This window comes from Sorangium sp. So ce321 (assembly GCF_051530195.1).
Taxonomy (GTDB): Bacteria; Myxococcota_A; Polyangia; order Polyangiales; family Polyangiaceae; genus Sorangium.
This window is the reverse complement of the sequence record NZ_CP150329.1, coordinates 1674358-1690912: the sequence shown is the minus strand read 5'-3', so window position 1 is coordinate 1690912 and position 16555 is coordinate 1674358. Positions and strand designations below refer to the sequence as shown.

At 72.0% G+C, this 16555-nt stretch carries 14 protein-coding genes and 1 pseudogene; 8 read left to right on the top strand and 7 right to left on the bottom strand.

Annotated features, from left to right (window positions below):
- The first annotated feature begins 68 nt into the window (after positions 1-68).
- Both WME89_RS06695 and WME89_RS06690 read left to right on the top strand, forming a co-directional pair.
- Positions 69-266 carry a ferredoxin gene (locus tag WME89_RS06695; RefSeq protein WP_437624259.1) on the top strand — a complete coding sequence of 66 codons (198 nt, stop codon included), beginning with the start codon at positions 69-71 and terminating at the stop codon, positions 264-266.
- Positions 263-535, top strand: a pseudogene (locus WME89_RS06690) (FAD-dependent oxidoreductase); the annotation flags it as partial. The gene WME89_RS06695 and the pseudogene WME89_RS06690, both read left to right, overlap by 4 nt.
- Positions 536-657: 122 nt before the next feature.
- Here the strand turns inward: WME89_RS06690 and WME89_RS06685 are convergent.
- A complete protein-coding gene (locus WME89_RS06685) occupies positions 658-1908 on the bottom strand; it encodes an alginate lyase family protein (protein WP_438008401.1) in 1251 nt (416 codons plus the stop codon).
- A 1046-nt stretch (positions 1909-2954) separates the two neighbouring features.
- On the opposite strand from WME89_RS06685, the gene WME89_RS06680 reads away from it, so the two are divergent.
- Both WME89_RS06680 and WME89_RS06675 read left to right on the top strand, forming a co-directional pair.
- Positions 2955-4289, top strand: coding sequence for a serine hydrolase domain-containing protein (locus WME89_RS06680; protein ID WP_438008400.1), 1335 nt, complete (start codon positions 2955-2957; stop codon positions 4287-4289).
- 381 nt (positions 4290-4670) lie between these two features.
- Complete coding sequence (locus WME89_RS06675; protein WP_438008399.1) at positions 4671-6167, top strand: serine hydrolase domain-containing protein; 1497 nt, start codon at positions 4671-4673, stop codon at positions 6165-6167.
- 54 nt (positions 6168-6221) lie between these two features.
- On the opposite strand, the gene WME89_RS06670 is transcribed toward WME89_RS06675, so the two are convergent.
- On the bottom strand, positions 6222-6797 hold the full coding sequence (locus WME89_RS06670; protein ID WP_438008398.1) for a YceI family protein: 576 nt from the start codon (positions 6795-6797) through the stop codon (positions 6222-6224).
- Between the two features lie 155 nt (positions 6798-6952).
- Between WME89_RS06670 and WME89_RS06665 the strand changes: the two genes are divergently transcribed.
- The gene (locus WME89_RS06665; protein ID WP_438008397.1) at positions 6953-7852 is read left to right on the top strand and encodes a LysR family transcriptional regulator; all 900 of its coding nucleotides are present in this window, start codon (positions 6953-6955) and stop codon (positions 7850-7852) included.
- A gap of 196 nt (positions 7853-8048) precedes the next feature.
- On the opposite strand, the gene WME89_RS06660 is transcribed toward WME89_RS06665, so the two are convergent.
- Together WME89_RS06660 and WME89_RS06655 are read right to left on the bottom strand one after the other, a co-directional pair.
- Complete coding sequence (locus WME89_RS06660) at positions 8049-10451, bottom strand: protein kinase domain-containing protein (protein ID WP_438008396.1); 2403 nt, start codon at positions 10449-10451, stop codon at positions 8049-8051.
- Complete coding sequence (locus WME89_RS06655; RefSeq protein WP_438008395.1) at positions 10448-11197, bottom strand: ECF-type sigma factor; 750 nt, start codon at positions 11195-11197, stop codon at positions 10448-10450. Before WME89_RS06655 ends, WME89_RS06660 begins: the two co-directional genes overlap by 4 nt.
- A gap of 220 nt (positions 11198-11417) precedes the next feature.
- Here WME89_RS06655 and WME89_RS06650 point away from each other — a divergent pair, with 220 nt between their 5' ends.
- Together WME89_RS06650 and WME89_RS06645 are read left to right on the top strand one after the other, a co-directional pair.
- On the top strand, positions 11418-11687 hold the full coding sequence (locus WME89_RS06650; RefSeq protein WP_438008394.1) for a hypothetical protein: 270 nt from the start codon (positions 11418-11420) through the stop codon (positions 11685-11687).
- The gene (locus WME89_RS06645; protein ID WP_438008393.1) at positions 11684-13003 is read left to right on the top strand and encodes a hypothetical protein; all 1320 of its coding nucleotides are present in this window, start codon (positions 11684-11686) and stop codon (positions 13001-13003) included. The genes WME89_RS06650 and WME89_RS06645 overlap by 4 nt, the downstream gene beginning before the upstream one ends.
- A gap of 9 nt (positions 13004-13012) precedes the next feature.
- Here the strand turns inward: WME89_RS06645 and WME89_RS06640 are convergent, their stop codons facing one another.
- Entirely contained in the window at positions 13013-13231 is a 219-nt protein-coding gene (locus WME89_RS06640) for an ester cyclase (protein WP_438008392.1), read from the bottom strand.
- Between the two features lie 290 nt (positions 13232-13521).
- Here WME89_RS06640 and WME89_RS06635 point away from each other — a divergent pair, with 290 nt between their 5' ends.
- The gene (locus WME89_RS06635; RefSeq protein ID WP_438008391.1) at positions 13522-13929 is read left to right on the top strand and encodes a hypothetical protein; all 408 of its coding nucleotides are present in this window, start codon (positions 13522-13524) and stop codon (positions 13927-13929) included.
- 142 nt (positions 13930-14071) lie between these two features.
- Here WME89_RS06635 and WME89_RS06630 read toward each other — a convergent pair whose 3' ends face one another.
- Together WME89_RS06630 and WME89_RS06625 are read right to left on the bottom strand one after the other, a co-directional pair.
- On the bottom strand, positions 14072-15952 hold the full coding sequence (locus WME89_RS06630) for a vWA domain-containing protein (protein ID WP_438008390.1): 1881 nt from the start codon (positions 15950-15952) through the stop codon (positions 14072-14074).
- A 183-nt stretch (positions 15953-16135) separates the two neighbouring features.
- Entirely contained in the window at positions 16136-16540 is a 405-nt protein-coding gene (locus WME89_RS06625) for a VanZ family protein (RefSeq protein WP_438008389.1), read from the bottom strand.
- Positions 16541-16555: the final 15 nt, after the last annotated feature.

The following is a 16555-nucleotide window of genomic DNA, read 5'->3' as shown; positions in this document are numbered from 1 at the left end:
GCGGCGGCGAGGCCGCTCCGCTCGACGGAGCGGAACGCGAGGCCAATGGCCATGGAAGGAGAGCGATGATGCGGGTGCGTGTTGACGAGGTGAAGTGCTGCGGGGCCGGCCAGTGCGTGCTTGTCGCGCCCAGGGTGTTCGACCAGCGGGACGACGGCATCGTGGTCCTGCTCGACGAGGCGCCCCCGGAGGAGCTCCACGCCGCCGTCCGCGAGGCGGCCAGCGTGTGCCCCGCCGCCGCCATCCTGCTGGAAGAGCGCGAATGAACGCTCCGGCGAGCGTGCTCATCGTCGGCGCCTCCGCGGGCGGCCTCGCCGTCGCGGAGGCGCTGCGGCGCGAAGGGTACGCGGGCAGGCTGACGCTGCTCGGCGCGGAGCGGCACCTGCCCTACGACCGGCCGCCGCTGTCGAAGAAGGTGCTGTCCGGGGCCATGCAACCGGAAGGGACCCTGCTCCGCCCCGCGACGGCGCTCGCCAGCCTCGAGGCGGAGCTCGTCCTGGGCGACCCTGCGGTCCGCCTCGACGCCGGCGCGCGCGAGAGGTGCATGGTGAAGCCAGCCCGCCTGCGCCGGCAGCACGTGGTCGATGGGACGCCGTGGGCCGAGGTGGTGCCCACCGGCGCGCACGTGGGCCAGGTCGGGATCGCCTCCGCCGCGCGCTACGGGTAACCCGCGCTGCCTGTGTCGCCGTGGGTCAGCGCCTCCCAGGTGATCTGCACGTTGGTCACGTCCCTGCTGTTGCCGGATTGAGCCCGGATGCGATCGCGCACCTTGCGGCTCTGGGGCATCGACTGGCCTTTGCGCCCCGCATAATGGTTGTAGGCGAGCTCCCAGACCGGGACGTCGTGCACCTCGATCAGGCCACCACACATCGCGTCTTCCACCTCGACCTCGAGCTCGGTCGTCGACGGGAACTGGTTCAGGTACTTTCCGACATACTCGAAGGACGCCTTGATTCGCTCCTGCTGCTCGCCATAGAGGTCCACGCCCTGGAGGCCCGCCGTCTCCGCCGCGTAGACGGTCGACGCGAGCCCCATCTGCGTGTGCGAGAGATCCCGGCACGTCTCCTGCGTGTGGCCCGATCGCCCGGTGAAGCTCGACTGGCCGTACCACAGATCGATCAGCTTGGCGTCGGTGCTGTAGCCCGGCGGGCGCCTCGGCAGCAGGCCGTCGCTCGACAGATAGACGTTGTACGGGACGCGCTCGCGCCACATGGCGACGCCGCGATCGAACAGCGCCCTGTCGTCCGTGTAAACGCCGATGTTGATCATCCCGTCCGCCATCGACAGGTTCCAGTTCGCCTGATACCCCCACCCGTCGCGGATCCTGGGGACGAGGACCTCGGTGAGCATCCGCCCGAGCTGCTCGGCCTGGCTCTCCGGCCACCCGGCGCCGGCGTGACGGAGCAGCTCGGCCGAGCGCGGGAACAGCTCCGCCAGCCAGGCAGCCTGCAGGGGACCATTGTTCTGGCCCGGATCGGTGCGGACGTTGGCCGGGTCGAAGACGATCTCCTTCAAGGTCGACGACCAGGCGTTCAGGATGGCGATGGCGCTGTCCGCGTACGCCCTGTTCCCGGTGTGATACCAGATCAGGGCCTGCGTGTACGCCGCCACCGCGTCGTCGCGCGACGCGGTGCAGCCCTGATCGAGCGGATTCGATCCGTTGCCGCACTTCATGATCTCGACCGGTCGTGCCGTGTACGGGAGCCGCCCGTACCTGGTGCCCTTGGCCTTGTCGAAATCGCCCTTCCAGGGCTGCTGGCCAGCAGCGATCTTGGCCTTCACGAAATCGAGCTGACCACGCGACACGAGGACGCCGGGATGCCGGAAGGCCGGGGCTTCGCCGGCGTCTGCCGGCGCCTCGGCGCTGGCGTCTGCCAGGCCAACCCCCGGCTCCGACTCGGCGGCCATCTCGGCGGAGTCCGCGCAAGCCTCCCCCAGACAAGCGCCTTCTGACGCTGGCTCGACGGTGCTCGAGCACGAGACGGAAGCAGCGGTAACAGCGAACAAGCCAATCAAAGTATGACGCATCCAATGAGTATATGAACAGCGCGGATCGACGCCAGCTGCAATGAACGCGCTGCGTAATTTTTCCTGCGATTCCAGTGTAAAGTTTCGCGACAGGCGAGCGGCGCGACTGGCGTGATGACGATGGCGCGCTCGTGAGCACAAGCGCGCCTTGTCGCCCACACGTGTCGCTGTTGGCCGAGATCGCCTGTTCATGGTGACAGGCGTCTTCCTCTCGCTCGCCTCGGATGTCACGCTGCGTGGCCAGCTCGTATCGCGCCGACGATGGCTCACCTGTCGCGCGGATGGAGGTGGCCGTGACCTCGATGAAGTGAGGAGCTCTCGAGCAGCCCGGTGGACGGCGAGCTCCTCCACGAGACCGACGCTCCAGGACACTTCGAGCTCAACGGGAATTTTCGCGCGTCACGGCGCGCGACGGATCCGCGACAGCACCCCGCGCCAGGCCGCCAGACGCGCGCCGCGGGCACCGCCGCAAAATAGTTCGAAGGGATCGCCCCCGCGGCGGCATCAAGTCCGTGAGCTGCCCGGATCCGGGCGGTGAGCGGTCACTCGTGTGCTCCGGGTGAGGCGCGCTCCCCTGGTGTCTGCTGACGACACGCGGGACGCCGTTTCGTCCCTCTTCGTCACGGCGTGGCCACCTCGCGATCGGCAGCCGCGGAGGTCCGAAGCGACGCGCCATGGTCGCGTTTCGAAGAGAATTTCGTCTCGGGGCATGAACGATCCTCGCGAGTCCGGGAACAGAGCCTTGAAACCCAGCGGCGCTCTCCTGTCGACGTGACGATGGCTGGTGGCGCGAGTCGCCGGCTCGCGGTGGTGATCGGAGAGGGCCGCTCAACAAGCAGGAGCCGATCTTGAAATCTCTACACCGTCCTTTCACTTCTCCGAGAACGCGGGGCGCCGGCGCCGCGGCGACGAGCTTGCGAAGCGTCTTGTTGATCGCCCTCGTCTCGGCCCTGCTCGCAGGCTGCTCCGACGACGGCGGGCCGTCGGCGAGCACGGACGCCGGCAGCGGCGGGGGTGGCGTCGGCGCCGGTAGCGGCGGGGGCGACGGCGATGGCGGCAGCGGGGGCGACGGCGGCGGCGCGGGTGAAGGCGGCGGCGATGGCGGCAGCGGGGGCGAAGAAGCCGGCGGCGGCGGCGGCGCTCCTCCGGGAGAGTGCGTCGGGGGTTCCACGGAGGAGGCCAACACCGATCCTGACGACCCCGTGCAGCAGGCCGTCGACCACCTGGTGCGCGACGACAAGTTCCCGGCCGTCCTGGCCGCCGTCAGCGATCTCGACGGGCAGACGCGCCATTACATCGCCGGCGTCGCCGACCTGGAGACCCGGGCGAAGGTGCCGGTCGACGGGCAGGTGCGCATCGGGAGCAACAGCAAGCCTTTCACCGCCGTGGTCGTCTTGCAGCTCGTCGGCGAGGGCAAGGTCGAGCTCGACGCGCCGATCGAGACGTACCTGCCGGGCCTGGTCCGCGGCGAGGGCATCGACGGCCACGACATCACGGTGCGGCAGCTCCTGCAGCACAACAGCGGGCTGCCCGATTTCGTGAACGAGCTCTTCGTCGGCGGGCTCGCCAAGGTCCGGCACACCTATTTCGACCCCCGCGCGCTGCTCGATCTGGCGCTCGCGCAGGGGGTGAGTTTCCCCCCCGGCGAACGGTGGGAGTACAGCAACACCAACTACATCCTCGCCGGCTTGCTCGTCGAGAAGGTCACCGGCCGCCCGCTGGCCGAGGAGATCACGAGGCGCGTCATCGAGCGCATCGGGCTGCGCCACACCTACGTGCCCGGCGTCGGCGACGAGAGCATCCGGGAGTGCCATCCCAGGGGCTATCACGCGGACGGCTTCGGCGAGCCGCTGTACGACGTCACCGAGCTGGACCCCTCCATGGCCGGGGCCTCCGGCAACATGATCTCCACCCCGGGCGACCTCAACCGCTTCTTCACCGCCCTGCTCGGCGGCGAGCTCCTCGAGCCGGCGCAGCTCGAGGAGATGCGCGCCACCATCGACGCTTCCAGCATGTGGCCCGGCACCGAGTACGGGCTCGGCCTGAGCAGCACCCCGCTGAGCTGCGGCGGGCTCGCCTGGGGACACGGCGGCGACATCTTCGGCTACGAGACGGCCGGCGGTGTCACCGACGACGGCCGCGCCGTCACCGTCGCCGTCACGGCGCTGCCCTCCGCCGTGCCCGGCGTGGAGACCCGCGAGCAGGCCTACGCCGCCTACGCCGACGTCCTCGCCCTCGTCGACACTGCCCTGTGCGAGTGAGCCCCGGGCGCTTCCTCGCGCCGGCGGTCACGACAGCCGTGCTGTCACGATCCCGAGGGATCGGCTCATTTTGCACCCATTTTCAGCGGGGAAGTTGAACAGGGAGGCGGGGAGACAGGGAGTATCTCGTAGATTTCCCTCCCCGTCTCCCCGCCTCCCTGTGAACTTTCCGAAGAGTTTGAGGCGATGCCTCAGGTCACGATCCACAGGAGGCGTTTCGAAGAGAAAATCGCCTCGATGCATGAACGAACCTCACGAGTCCGGGAACCTAGTCACGAAGCCGAGCGGCGCTCTCCAGTCCACGCGGCGATGCCTGACGGCGCGAGCCGCCGGCCCACGGCGATGAACCAGGGACGCCCCACACACCATCAGGAGCCGATCATGAAGTCTCTGCACCAGCGTTTCACCTCTCCGAGAACACGGGCCGCCAGCGCCGCAGCGGCGGGCTTGCGAAGCGTCGTCTCGGTCGCCCTCGTCTCGGCGCTGCTCGGCTCGTCAGCCCTGCTCGCGGGCTGCTCCGACGGCGGGCCGTCGGCGAGCACGGACGCCGGCAGCGGCGGCGGGGGTGATGGCGGCAGCGGCGTTGGAGGCGACGGCGGAACCGGCGGCGGGGGCGACGGCGGAACCGGCGGCGGGGGCGACGGCGGAACCGGCGGCGGGGGCGACGGCGGAACCGGCGGCGGGGGCGACGGCGGAACCGGCAGCGGCGTCGGGGGCGATGGCGGAACCGGCGGCGGGGGCGATGGTGGCGGCGGGGGCGATACCACCCCGCCGGGAGCGTGCGTCGGGGGTTCCACGGAGGAGGCCAACACCGACCCTGACGACCCCGTGCAGCAGGCCGCCGACCAGCTGGTGCGCGAGGACAGGTTCCCCGCCGTCCTCGCCGCCGTCCGTGATCTCGACGGGAAGACGCGCCACTACACGGCCGGCTTCGGCGACCTGGAGACCAAGGCGGCCGTGCCCGTCGACGGGATGGTGCGCATCGGAAGCAACAGCAAGGCCTTCACCGCCGTCGTCGTTCTGCAGCTCGTCGGCGAGGGCAAGGTCGAGCTCGACGCGCCGATCGAGACCTACCTGCCGGACCTGGTCCGAGGCGAGGGCATCGACGGCCACGACATCACCGTGCGGCAGCTCCTGCAGCACCAGAGCGGGCTGGCGGATTACGACGGCTTGATCCTGACGAAGGGCTTCCGCCCGATCCAGCACACCTACTTCAACCCCCGCGATCTGCTCGACATCGCGCTGGCGGAGGGGGAGCAGTTCCCCCCCGGCGATCGGTGGGATTACAGCAACACCAACTACACGCTCGCCGGCATGCTCATCGAGAAGGTCACCGGCCGCCCCCTGAACGAGGAGATCACGAGACGCATCATCGATCGAATCGGGCTGCGCCACACCTATCTCCCCGACGTCGGCGAGGAGGGCATCCGGGAATGCCACCCCAGGGGCTATCACGCGGACGCGCCCGATCAGCCGGTGTACGACGCCACCGAGCTGGACCCGTCCTGGGGATGGGCCGCCGGGCAGATCATCGCGACCCCGACCGATCTCAACCGCTTCTTCCTCGCCCTCTTCGGCGGCGAGCTCCTCGAGCCGGAGCAGCTCGAGGAGATGCGCACCACCGTCGAGGCCCCCGGCATGTGGCCAGGCGCCGAGTACGGGCTCGGCCTGTTCACCACCCCGCTGAGCTGCGGCGGCCTCGTCTGGGGCCACGGCGGCGACATCTTCGGCTACCACACCCGCGGCGGCGTCTCCGACGACGGCCGGGCCGTCACCGTCGCCATCACGGTCCTGCCGGGCGCCATCCACGGCGAAGAGACGGCCGAGAAGGCGTACATGGACGTCCTCGATTTCGTCGACACCGCCCTGTGCCAGTGAGCCCCTGGGGCGCGCGCGCCGGCCGTCGCCGCCCGTCGCCGCTCGTCGCCGCGCTCACCCCTGCTTGATCAGCTGGATATCGAGGTGGATGGAGATCTCGTCGCCCACGAGGACACCGCCCGTCTCGAGGATGGCGTTGAAGTTCATCCCGAAATCGCTGCGGCGGATCTTCGTCGTCGCGGTCGCGCCCAGCCGGCGGTTGCCGTAAGGGTCCGTGTGCTCGCCCGAGAGCTCGCTGACCGCGAGCGTCACCTCGCGCGAGACGCCGCGGATCGTCAGGTCACCCACGATGTCGAGCCCGTCGCCGCGACGGCGGACGCTCGTGGCGACGAAGGCGATCGTCGGGTGCGTCGCGGCGTCGAAGAAATCGGCGCTCCGGAGGTGCTCGTCGCGCTTCTCCTCGCGCGTGTGGATCGACGCCACCTCGATGGTGGCGGAGATCTTCGACGCCTCGGGGCGCCGCGGGTCGTAGGTGACCTCGCCGGCGACGCGCTCGAACTCGCCGCGAACGTTCGAGATCATCATGTGACGGACGGAGAAAGAGACGCTCGAGTGCGCCGCGTCGATCGTCCACCGGGCAGCCTGGGAGGGGGTCGCGCTCGGGGCGGTGGTGCTGGTCGTGGTGTCCATGTGCGTTGTCCTTCGTTGAAGAGGTGGGTGGCTCGCCGCCCCCCCGGGTCATCCGGGAGCGCGCGGGGCCGTGCGTCACAGGAGAGAGGATGCATCGTTCCTCGAAGACGCACTAGACAGGCGCCGGAGAACGGGCTGTTCTCCTGGGACGAACAATGGACCTCAACCGCATCGCCGTCTTCGTGCGCGTCGTCGACGAGCAGGGCTTCACCGCCGCGGCCAGGGTGCTGGGGCTGCCCAAGTCCTCGGTCAGCCGCTCGGTCGCGCTCCTCGAGGAGGCGCTCGGCGCGCGGCTCCTGCACCGCTCGACGCGCAGCGTGCGGCTCACGGAGGCCGGCGCGGCGTTCTACGAGCGGGCGTCGCGCGGCGTCGCGAGCCTGGAGGAGGCCGCCGCGATGGTCGCCGATCTCCAGGCCACGGTGCGCGGCCCCATCCGCATCACCGCGCCCGTCGACGCCGGCATCTCGCTGCTCGGGCCGCCTGTCGCGCGGTTCGTGCGGCGTCACCCGGACGTCCGCATCGACGTCGTGCTCACCGGGCGCGTCGTGGATCTGGTGGAGGAGGGCTTCGACCTGGCGCTGCGGGCCGGGCAGGTCCGCGACGGCTCGCTCATCGCGCGAAAGATCGGGCAGGTGGAGGACGCGCTGTACGCCTCGCCCCGGTACCTCGAGCGCGCCGGAGCCCCCCGGAGCCTCGGGGACCTGGCGGCGCACCGGTGCGTCCTCTTCCGCGCGACGCGCCACCGCGCCGCGTGGACGCTGCAGGGCCCCGCGGGGGACGAGACGGTGGAGGTCGAGGGGCCGGTCGCCGTCGACGATCTCAGCTTCGTGCGGCGCGCGTTGCTGGCGGGCGTCGGCATCGGCCTCCTCCCGGGCTTCCTGTGCGCCCGCGACGTCGCGCGAGGTCGCCTCGTGCGCGTGCTGCCGTCGCACGTGTCCAGGGGGGCGCCCGTGAACCTCATCTATCCCTCCGCGCGGTACCTGCCCCACCGCGTCGCGGCGTTTCGTGACTTCCTCGTCGAGGCGCTCACGCGGCAGCTCCAGCGCTCGCATTGATCGCGGGAGAGCGCGCTGCCGGTGGAAGCGCGCCGGGCGCCGGAGATAGAGCACCGTTCAGCTTGAAAAGGCCCGGAACGAAGAGATTTGAACCACAGAGGCACAGAGGACACAGAGGAACAACAAAGAAACTCTGTGCCCTCTGTTCCCTCTGTGCCCTCTGTGGTTCATTTTCTCGGGGTTTCAACTGTCCTAGCTACCGGTTGATCAGCGCCGGGTTCATCGGATCCACGGCGTCGCCGGGAGGCGGCTTGCCGGCCGGGCGCGCGCGCTCGGCCGCGGGCGCCGCAGGGGCGTTGCCCTGGCGCGGCGGCGCGGGGTCCCGGGCGCGGGCGCTGGACGGCGCACGCGGAGGCGGGATCGACGACGGCGCCCCGGGCGCGGCCCCGGCGCTCCGCGAGGGCGGGGCGCCCTGCGGAGGATGGGGCGCGCCCGCCGAGGCCCCGGCGGCCGGCAAGGGCGCCGCGCTCACCGCCGGCGAGGGCGCCGCTGCGCTGCCCGCGAGGGCCCCGCTCGGCGCCGCCTCCGACAGCGCCGGCGCGGTCGAGGCAGGCGCCGCGGGCGCGCCGTCCGCGACCGCCGGAGCGCGCTGCGTGGCGAGCAGCGCGGCGCCGAGCGCGACCGCCGCGGCCACGCCGAGGACGAGCACCCCGCGCCGTGCCCTGGGGGCGGCCGGCGCGTTCCACGTGCGCGCGGTGGTCGCGCGGTCCGCGGCAGCGGCCTCCGGGCGCGCGTCCGGCTCGTCCGCGGCCGCCGCGCCGGCCCCGGCGATGCGCGCGATGCGATCGATCGAGAGCCGGGACCCCTCCGGCGCGTACGGCCCGAGCGCCTGCGCGAGCTCGGCGACGCTCCGGAAGCGCCGCGCGGGGTCCTTCTCCAGGCAGCGGAGCACGACCGACGCCAGGCCCTCCGGCGCCTCGGGGCAGCCGTCGCGGAGCCTGGCGGGGGCGCCGGCGGCGATCTTCGCGCCCATGGCCATGAAGCTGTCCGCCTCGAACGGCGGGCGCCCGGTGAGGAGCTCGTGCAGGACGACGCCGAGCGACCAGATGTCCGCGCGGGCGTCGACGCGCTTCGCGCTCTCGAGCTGCTCCGGCGACATGTACAGCGGAGAGCCCATGACCGCGTCGGGCGCGGTGATGCTCGCGTCGGCCGAGCGCGTCTCGGACGCCGCGAAGTCGCTCGCGCGCGAGATCTTCGAGATGCCGAAATCGAGCACCTTGACGAGCGGCGAGCCGTCCCGCCGGGCGGTGAGGAACAGGTTCGACGGCTTCAGATCCCGGTGGACGATGCCGAGCGCGTGCGCCTCGGCGATCGCCTCCCCCGCCTGGAGCACGTGGTCCACGGCCACCTCCACCGGCAGCCGCTTCCTGTCGTGCAGCACCTGCGCGAGGTCCTTGCCGCTCAGGAACTCCATCACGATGAACGGCGTGCCGTCGTCGAGCGTGCCGACGTCCATCACCCGCGCGACGTGCTCGCTCTCGAGGCGCGATACGGCGCGCGCCTCGCGGAGGAAGCGCGCCACGTCCCCGCCGCTCTGCTTGCCGCGCAGGTTCCCGCGCAGGAGCTTGATGGCCACGTTCCGGTCGAGCGCCTCGTGCCGCACGAGCAGCACGACGCCCATCCCGCCGCGCCCCAGCGTCCGGATCACCCGGTATTTGCCCGCGATCAGCGTCCCTGGCGCCGCGGCCTCCGCGGGGTCGCCGGCCGCCGCGGCCGGGGCGGCGCCGAGGTCCCTGTCGGCGAGCAGCGCGGCGAGCTCGCGCGCGACCTCGGCGGCGCTCGCCGGGCGACCCGCCGGGTCCTTGGAGAGCATCCGCGCGACGAGCGCCTCGAGGGCCGGCGGGGCGAGCGGACGGAGCTCCCGGACCGCGGGAGGCCGCTCGACGAGGATCTTGACCAGCACCGCCTCGGTGTCCGCGCCCGTGAACGGCGCCCGGCCGGTCAGGCACTCGAAGAGCACCGCGCCGAGCGCGAACAGGTCGGTGCGCGCGTCGGGGGTGCCCGCGCCGCGCACCTGCTCGGGCGCCATGTAGCTCGGCGTGCCGACGAGCGACCCGGCGCCCGTGACGGCGGGCGCGTCCTTGCCGCGCGCGAGCCCGAAATCGAGGAGCTTGACGCGCTCGACGCTGCCGTTCTCCAGGAAGATGTTGCTCGGCTTGATGTCCCGGTGGACGAGGTCCTTCTCGTGCGCGGCGGCGAGGGCCGCGGCGACGCCGTGCCCGACGCGCGCCGCGTCGCGGACGCCGAGCGGGCCCTCGGCGAGCCGCGCCGCGAGCGTCACGCCGACGAGCCGCTCCATCGCGAGGTACCGCTCGCCCAGCGCGGTGGTGCCGTGGGCGACATAGCCGACGATCCCCGGGTGGGAGAGGGCGGCGAGCGCCTCGGCCTCCCGGTCGAAGCGCGCGCTCGTCGCCTCGTCGACGTCGCGCAGGAGCTTGAGCGCGACGCTCCGGCGCGCCTCGCGGTCCCACGCCTCGAAGACGACGCCCATGCCGCCCTCGCCGAGCAGCGTGTCGATCTCGAACCTGTCCGCGACGACCTCGGGCTCCGCCGCGAGCGAGACGAGGCGACCGACCCCCGCGTCGTCGACGAAGGTCACCTGGCGCCCCCGAGCAGGGCGCGGGCCTCGGCCTCGAACTCGGCCTCGGAGCCGGTGATCTCCCGGAGCTTCTCGAGGAGCAAACGGCGGAACTCGCGCCGCGCGAAGGCGAGGTAATTGGTCACGTCGGTGACCTTGATCCCGAGCTCCGTGGCGAGCTCAGCATAGGTGGGGCGCTCCGCCGGTCCGTCGTCGAGCACGTAGCGCTCGAAGACACGGAAGGTGAGCTGCTTGCCGCCCTGCTCGCAGCGCTCGCGGAGCGCGTCGACCGCCATCCCGACGAGGTGCCGCGTCCACTCGCGGTCGAAGTAGGTGTCGAGCGAGTCGGGCGCTGGCACGGCGAGCGCACCAATCTCCCGCTCGGCAGAGGTGAAGTCAAGGCTGAGCGTCACCGCATGTCCGCCGCGCTTCTGTCGCCCGCTGCTCTCGGCCTCCTTCATCACGTGGCGGTCGAGGCACATCTTCATATAGGTGCGGAAGAGGGCCCGCGAAGGGTCGTACGCGGAGAACGTGCGCTGCTCGAGCGCTCGGGCGAAGAAGCCCTGCGTCAGATCGGCGGCGCGCTCGTCGGAGAGGCGCCAGCGGACGCGCAGGTGCTTGTAGACCGGCTTCCAGTAGGCGCGCACCAGGACCTCGAAGGAGCGCGCCCGCTCCGCCGGATCGTCGCTGCCCACCGCGACGACGGCCGACCTGTGGGTCGTCGGAAACCTGCCTCGCCGGGGCGCGTCCGAGAAATCGTCCGCCATGTCTAAAGGAACGCGATGGGGACGCGGAACAGGGGCATTGACGAGGCGAAGCTACCACAGGCCGACCCCGGGCGGGAGCTCCGGCGGACCGCCGGCGCAGGGCGCACCACCGCGCCTGCAGGCGGTCCGCGCTGCGGAGCGCTCGTCACGGGTACGCCGCGGCGCGGCCTCGGGTATCGCCGGTGTCTCTTCGAGCTTTGCGTGGAATGGAGAACAGAACATGACAGGAGCCTCTCTCCTGGCCGTCGCCCTGCCGCTCACTGCGTGTGACGAGGAACCAAAGAAGCTCGGGCTCGCCGCCCGCGAGCCCACCCCTGCTCATCGCGCCGAGCTCTGCTCTCCGCCAGGGCACGGAGACGGCACTGGCAGCCTCACGGTGTGCACGGGCGCGCAGCTGCCACGGATCGAGGTCGACATCGTCGACATCGACCCGGAGACCGACGCGCTGGTCTACCATGTGCTTTCAGCGCCCATCCCGAGGACCACGTGAACCCCCTCCGTCCGCTTCGCCAGAACCTCTGCGCTCCCCTTGCGGGGGCGCTCCTCGGCGCGTCGGCGCTGCTCTCGGTCCGGCAGGTCGTCGCCGAGGAGAGCGCCGCTGAGAGGCTGTTTCGGGAGGGCCGCGCGCTCCTCGTCGAGCAGCGCTTCGCCGAGGCCTGCCCCAAGCTCGAGGAGAGCCAGCGGCTGGAGCCGAGCCTGGGGACGAAGCTCAATGTCGCCTTCTGCCACGAGCGGCTCGGCGACGTGGCCACGGCCTGGGTCGGCTTCCACGAGGCGTTGATCACGGCGCGGACGGCGGGCGACGCGGCGCGGGAGGCGTTTGCGAGGGCCCGGCTCGACGCGCTCGCGCCGCGCGTGCCCTGGCTCCGGGTGCGCGTCTCGGCGGGGGACGCCGGCGCGGACCAGGTGGCGATCCTGCTCGACGGGGCGGCGCTCGATCCGGTCGCGTGGGACAAGGAGCTGCCGGTGGATCCTGGCGAGCACGTCGTGGCCGCGGCGCACCAGGGCGAGGTCTTCTGGCAGACGACGGTGGCGCTGAGGGAGTCGGAGCGCGTGGACGTCGCCGTCCCGGCGCCCGCGCCCGCGGAGGCGGAGGCGGCCCCGGCGCCCGCGCCGGCCGAGCGGACCCCGGCGGCCGCGCCGTGGCCGGCGCGGCGGCCCACGGCGCGGCTGCCCACGGCGCCCGCAGCGCGGCTGCCCGCAGCGCGGCTGCTGCCCGACGCGCCGCGCGATGGAGCGCGCGAGGAGAGGAGCGCGCGGTCCGCCGCGCCGGGCGCGGCGGACCGCATGGTCTACGAGGTAGGCGGGTTCATGGGCTATCTCTGGCTGGATGCAGACACGACGGGTGGTTGCACCACCAGCTACGGGCAATGCTACTTCTCTCTCTCGGCCGGTAGCTTCCTCGCCGGGGCGACGGGGTTCATCGGATACACGGCGACGGAGCGCCTGGACCTCGGCCTTCGCGCGCAGATCAGCCTTCACTCGAGCGCGGGCGTCCTCATCGCGCTCGGCCCCTCGGTGTCGTACCCGCTCGGTGAGCAGTTCAGGGTGGGATCATCGCTGCTCTTCGGCACGGCGACGCAAACCGGGCAGGCCTACGAGCAGGGCACCAGTTACTTCACTGACATGACGGTCGAGGCCAGCGTGCCGCTGGGGTTCTCGCTGGGCCTGGGCGCCGAGCTCGGCATGAAGCTCATGGACGGCCCGTCGGGCGCGCTCTTCTTGCAGACCACGCCGCTGTTCCTCGTCGGCGTGGACGGCGTGGCGGCGTCGCTGCCGCTCGGCGTGATCTACCGCTGGGATTGACCGCGCGGGTCAGGAAGCGTGGTCGCCGAGCGCCCTCCGCCGGTAATCGGGCACGGCGTCGTAGATCGCTCGATCCGCCGCCCTCGTCGCGTCGCGGCCCTGCTTGACCAGCTTCCCGTTCACGTGCTCGCGGTAGTCCTCGTGCAGGAGGCCATACACGGTGTCCAGGTCGTGCTTGTTCCACGCCTGGCCCAGCTTTCGTACCACGTCGACAGGTTTCACATGCATTGGATATCTCCTCGGGCGCAGGGCGCCGTCGCGCCGCGGCCGGGGTCTGAGCACCGCGCGTGCCACCCGCGAACAGCGCTGTTCTCCGGGATCTTGCGCTGCGCGGTGCGGGCCCTGGCCTCCGCCTGCTGGAGGTTACAACCGCCAGGAGTGTGGCCCGGCCGCCTGCACGGCAATCCGTGGGGTCGACCACCGATCAGGTGCAGCGGCCGAAATGCGCAGCGCGCGCGTCCAGTCGCGCGCCGCCGCTCGGCTCGGAAAGGGATCCACGCTACAATCGCTCAGCGCTCATGCTCGAGGTCCTGCGCAACGCTCATTTCGTCGTGACCGTCGATCACACGGCGAAGTTTGTGAGGGTCACGCGGACCGCAGAGCCGTTCGATTCCCTCGAGCAGATCGAGCAGAAGTGCCTGGAGCTCATCGCGGCGCTCGCCCTGCTCGACCGGCGCACGATGTCTCTGTTCCTGGACATTCGAGCAGCCCCGGCGCGAAACGATCCGAAGTTCGAGGAAGCGACGAGGCGGCTTCGGATCGCGGCGGTGCGCGGCTTCGCGCGCATCGCCGTCCTCGTGCAGACCAGCGCCGGGGCGCTGCAGGTCCAGCGCCATAGCCGCGAGGACGGCATCGACCGCCTGATCAGCGATAACGAGCACGAGCTGCTCGCCTACCTTGCCGCCGCGCCGCCGCGACACCGGTGAGCGCGGTCGAGCGGCCGAGCGGTCGCGCACCTTGTCCCGCGCGCGGTCCATACTCGCGCCGTGCCGACCGCCGAAGAGATCTCGAAGCACCGCTCGTCGCCCCCGCGCCTCACGCCCGGACGGCCCGCCTCGGCGGGAGGCCTCAGGGGCTCGATGCCTGGTTGTCGATCATCCTCTGAAGGGTCGCCGCGATCTCGAGGAGATCCGCGTCCGTGCCGGTGGGATTCGCGGCGAGCACCGCCTCGCGGGCGGCCGTGAGCGCGCTCACGCGCCCTGCGGCGTCGAGATCGACGAGCTGCTTGAGGGCCTCGGCATAGGCGATGATCGCCGCCGCCTTCGTGAGGTTGCCGTCGTCGATCCCGAGCCCTCCGAGCGTGGTTTGCTGCACGGCCTCCCTCGCCTCGCCGGTCGCCGCGTCGCGCCAGGTGACCCGGACCCGGTAGGGGTCGTTCGCGCTCGGCAGCGCCGGGTCGCACGGGCGGAGGATCTGGTACAGCATCATCGAGTCGTCCGGGGCGAGGTGCTGGGTGCGCACCTTGGCCGGGTCAGGCGAGTACTCCTCGCCAAAGAACTTCTGGATCCCGAAGTACGGCGGCAGCGTCAGCTCGATCCGCACGTCGCGCGCGGCGACGAGGAGGGTCTCGGCGAAGCGGTCGACGAAGACGCGGTTCGCCTCGTCGGCGCTGTCGAGATAGACGTACGCGCCGCGGCCGGCGTCGGTGACGACGTCCATGAGCGTGTCGTTCACGCCGTCGCCGACGCCCACGCCGACGAGGTAGATCCCCTCGCCGTCCGCGTCATTGGCGTTCTCCCCGATGAGCTCCTCCTCGATCACACCGACGTTCGCGATTCCATCGCTGATCAGCACGACGCGGTTGATGCCGTCCTCGGTCCTGTGCTCGTTGGCGAGCGCGTACCCCGCGATGAGGCCGCTGTTCAGGTCGGTGCCTCCGTCGGCGTGGATCGCGCTCGCGAGCCCGAGCAGGACGGGGTCGTCGGGGCCCGAAACGACGTGGCCTTCGAGCGCCGGGCTCTGCCCGGTGTTCCACGTGACGGCGTTCACGACGTCGCCCGCGATGAGCGTCGACGCGATGGCCCGCACGGCCGCCCTCTCGAGCTCGATCGGCTGTCCATCCATCGAGCCTGACGTGTCGAGCACGAGGGTGATCGTCATCGGCCTGCGCGCGGCGGGCGCCCGGCTCGACTGCACCGCGATCTGGAGCGCCAGGTCGCCGGTGAGCACGCACGAGCCGAGCTGCGACACGATCGAGAGCTCTCCCTCGTCGGCCGGGGCGAACGAGTACCGGTAGTAGTTGAGGAACTCGTGGGTCCGGACGACGAACGGGTCGACCTGCGCCATGCCGAGCTCGATCTGGCGGCGGACGATGACGGGCGAAGCCATCGAGTTCGAGTCGTCGGACGAGAGGTACAGCGTGAGCGGCGTCGCGAGATCGACCCCCGGGCACGAGCCGGCGCTGGCCTGCGGCGCGAGCCGGGGCCCGGCCTCCCCCGAGCTCCTCGCGCCGCCGTCCGTCGTCACGCCCCCGCCAGCGCCGCCGCCGGCCGAGCCGCTGCTGGCGCTCCCGGCGCCGCAGCCACCTGCGCCGCCGCCGGCCCCGCCCTCGCCGCCGCCGCCCTCGCCGCACCCGCTCTCCTCGCCGCCGCTGCCCCCGACACCGCCGCTGCCCCCGACGCCGCCGCTGCCCCCGGCGCCGCCGCTGCCCTCCTCCACGGGCGGGCCGCCTCCGCCCTGGTCCCCGGGCGGCTCGCCGAAGGAGCCGCCGCCCGCGCCCACGGACGCGCCCGTGCCCACGGCCGCGCCCGTGCCCAGGCTATCGCCCGGCACGGGGTCCCGGCCGGAGCCGTCCCCCTCGCGGGTCGCGCCGCCGCCGCAGATCGCCGCCGGCGCCTCGCCCAGCTGGAGCGGCGCGTACGGAGGCGACGAGCCGCTCGGCGACGAGCAGGCGATCGACAAGGAAACGGGGATGATGAGAGCGAGCGCTGTACGCCGAACCTGTGCCATGAGCACCTCCACGGGCGCGCTCTCGCACAAGGGATGCCGGGAGGATCGTGAATCATTCCGGATGCCGGAAACCGCCTTGTGCCGTGAGCGGCGGCCCACCCCGGCGCAATGTGGTCCGTCATGCGCCGGCGGGCGCTGGTTCACGCGGCGGCGCACCGGCGCTGGCCGGGCGTCGCTGTGACCTCACCGCGGCCGCTGCGGCGCCTCGGCCGCGCGCGGCGGGCGCCGGCGGGCGAGCAGGATCAAGAGCCCTGCGCCCGCGAGCGCGCCCACGGTGTCGGCCAGCAGATCCAGCCATTCCGCCGAGCGGTACGGCAGCGCGGCCTGCACCAGCTCGAGCAGCCCGCCGACGCCGGCGCTCGCCGCGACCGCCGCCCGCCGCCGCGCCGCCGCCGCTGTCTCGACGAGCGCGAGCTCGAGCAGCCACTCCAGCCCCAGGAAGGCCGCGAAGTGGGTGATCTTGTCGACCGGCACCTCCGACGCCCTCGGCAGGCCGATGTCCGCGCAGCCTGCGTAGAAGAGCGCGCTCGTGTAGAGCGCCGCCGGCGCCCGGCGCGCCCACGCCGGCCATGAAAGGATCGAGCTCACCTGGGATCTGCTGCC

Bases quoted from the DNA above. Each gene is read 5' to 3' on its own strand.
- WME89_RS06695 (WP_437624259.1), top strand. From the start codon at position 69: ATGCGGGTGCGTGTTGACGAGGTGAAGTGCTGCGGGGCCGGCCAGTGC.
- WME89_RS06685 (WP_438008401.1), bottom strand. From the start codon at position 1,908: ATGGCCGCCGAGTCGGAGCCGGGGGTTGGCCTGGCAGACGCCAGCGCC.
- WME89_RS06675 (WP_438008399.1), top strand. From the start codon at position 4,671: ATGAAGTCTCTGCACCAGCGTTTCACCTCTCCGAGAACACGGGCCGCC.
- WME89_RS06670 (WP_438008398.1), bottom strand. From the start codon at position 6,797: ATGGACACCACGACCAGCACCACCGCCCCGAGCGCGACCCCCTCCCAG.
- WME89_RS06665 (WP_438008397.1), top strand. From the start codon at position 6,953: ATGGACCTCAACCGCATCGCCGTCTTCGTGCGCGTCGTCGACGAGCAG.
- WME89_RS06655 (WP_438008395.1), bottom strand. From the start codon at position 11,197: ATGGCGGACGATTTCTCGGACGCGCCCCGGCGAGGCAGGTTTCCGACG.
- WME89_RS06650 (WP_438008394.1), top strand. From the start codon at position 11,418: ATGACAGGAGCCTCTCTCCTGGCCGTCGCCCTGCCGCTCACTGCGTGT.
- WME89_RS06640 (WP_438008392.1), bottom strand. From the start codon at position 13,231: ATGCATGTGAAACCTGTCGACGTGGTACGAAAGCTGGGCCAGGCGTGG.
- WME89_RS06635 (WP_438008391.1), top strand. From the start codon at position 13,522: ATGCTCGAGGTCCTGCGCAACGCTCATTTCGTCGTGACCGTCGATCAC.
- WME89_RS06630 (WP_438008390.1), bottom strand. From the start codon at position 15,952: ATGGCACAGGTTCGGCGTACAGCGCTCGCTCTCATCATCCCCGTTTCC.